Consider the following 1,338-nt stretch of genomic DNA (forward strand, 5'->3'; position numbering starts at 1 on the left):
GGTGATGTCGTTCTAGATCAAGCTATTGGTGGTACTGTCCTCTCGACAGATGCAATGCTTGCAGAACTAGCGAAATACTTCTATCTTCAAGGCAAGTTTAAAATTCGACTAATAAATGTTGGGAATTATGCAGGTGTATATGATCAAGATGGGCAAGTAGTTTCCAATATTACTCAAGCTAACTATTCTCAGATTAAACCTTTCTTGGGCAAGAGCAAATCAGTAGATGTTACTGGCGGGATGGCTAAGAAAGTTGAGGAGTTTTTGGCTATTTCTAGTTTAGGGATTGACTGCTGGATAATTGATGGGAATATCCCAGTGAATTTAGCCTCTTCAGTTTTAGGTACGCCAACTCTAGGCACTTTAATTAGGGCATTTTAACTAAAATGATTTCAAAACTGTTGGTAGTTAATCCGAATTACTTACCCTTAATCTTTTTGAGATAACTCATCGAGAAAGGCAGAGGGCAGTTCTTGCTGAAGGCAGCTATGAATCTATCCCACGAATAAAATTCTGCGAACCCAGATGTGAACCCTGTAATGCCTCTGGTTAAAGGTAGTGAATACCCAAAATAGGTTGCGTACCAATACCAATACATTACAGCAATCACTAGTCCAATTACTGCCCCAGATGTAAAGCACTTAATCAAGGTAATAACATTTTCTAGCAAAGTTGAAATATTGAACGATGAAGTCACAACCTTTTAGAGATAGCTAGTTAAAGAAACTTAAGAGTTATCAGTATCATTTTTTTCTGTATCAACAAGTATATTCCGTTTATGGAGCCATCATCCGCTCTGCGGTGAAAGACTGGAAACAGGAAGTCATGGTACTAATTTTAGATACCACAATGCTGTGGAATGAGTATTGTATAGTACGAGTATGTGTGGAATATCGTGGACGTGCTGTACCGATGGGATGGCGAGTACTACGTCATAAAAGTAGCAGTATTTCTTTTGAAGTGTACCAGCCATTATTACGTCGAGTCTCACGCCTTATACCAACTGGTGTAGAAGTCAGGTTTCTTGCTGATAGAGCTTTTATTGATACCCACCTCTTGCGCTATCTTACAGAAGAATTAGGGTGGCATTACCGGATTCGAGGCAAAAATGACTTGTGGGTTTGGTGTGGAGGTCAGCCACCACGTCAACTTAAGCAATTTCACTTGGGCTTGGGAGAGGCGGTGTTACTCCAAAGAGTGAAAATCACCAAAACTGACCCCTATGGGTTAATATCTGTTGCATTAGCCCGCGATCCAATTAGGGACTTCCAAGCAATAAAATCACCAAATACAAGAATGATAATCATTGTGAGGAGGGGGAAGGAGAAGCAGCCGTCG

1 protein-coding gene and 1 pseudogene are annotated in these 1,338 nt (G+C 40.5%); both read left to right on the forward strand.

Going from position 1 to position 1,338, the window contains the following annotated elements; translation table 11 throughout:
- Nucleotides 1-381 (forward strand): amino acid kinase family protein (locus tag CDG77_RS34935; RefSeq protein ID WP_442946471.1); only part of this gene is annotated, 381 nt, incomplete at its 5' end.
- Between the two features lie 420 nt (nucleotides 382-801).
- Nucleotides 802-1,338 (forward strand): annotated as a pseudogene (locus CDG77_RS34940) (hypothetical protein); the annotation flags it as partial.

It is taken from the genome of Nostoc sp. 'Peltigera membranacea cyanobiont' 213, from assembly GCF_002245975.1.
Classification (GTDB): Bacteria; Cyanobacteriota; Cyanobacteriia; order Cyanobacteriales; family Nostocaceae; genus Nostoc.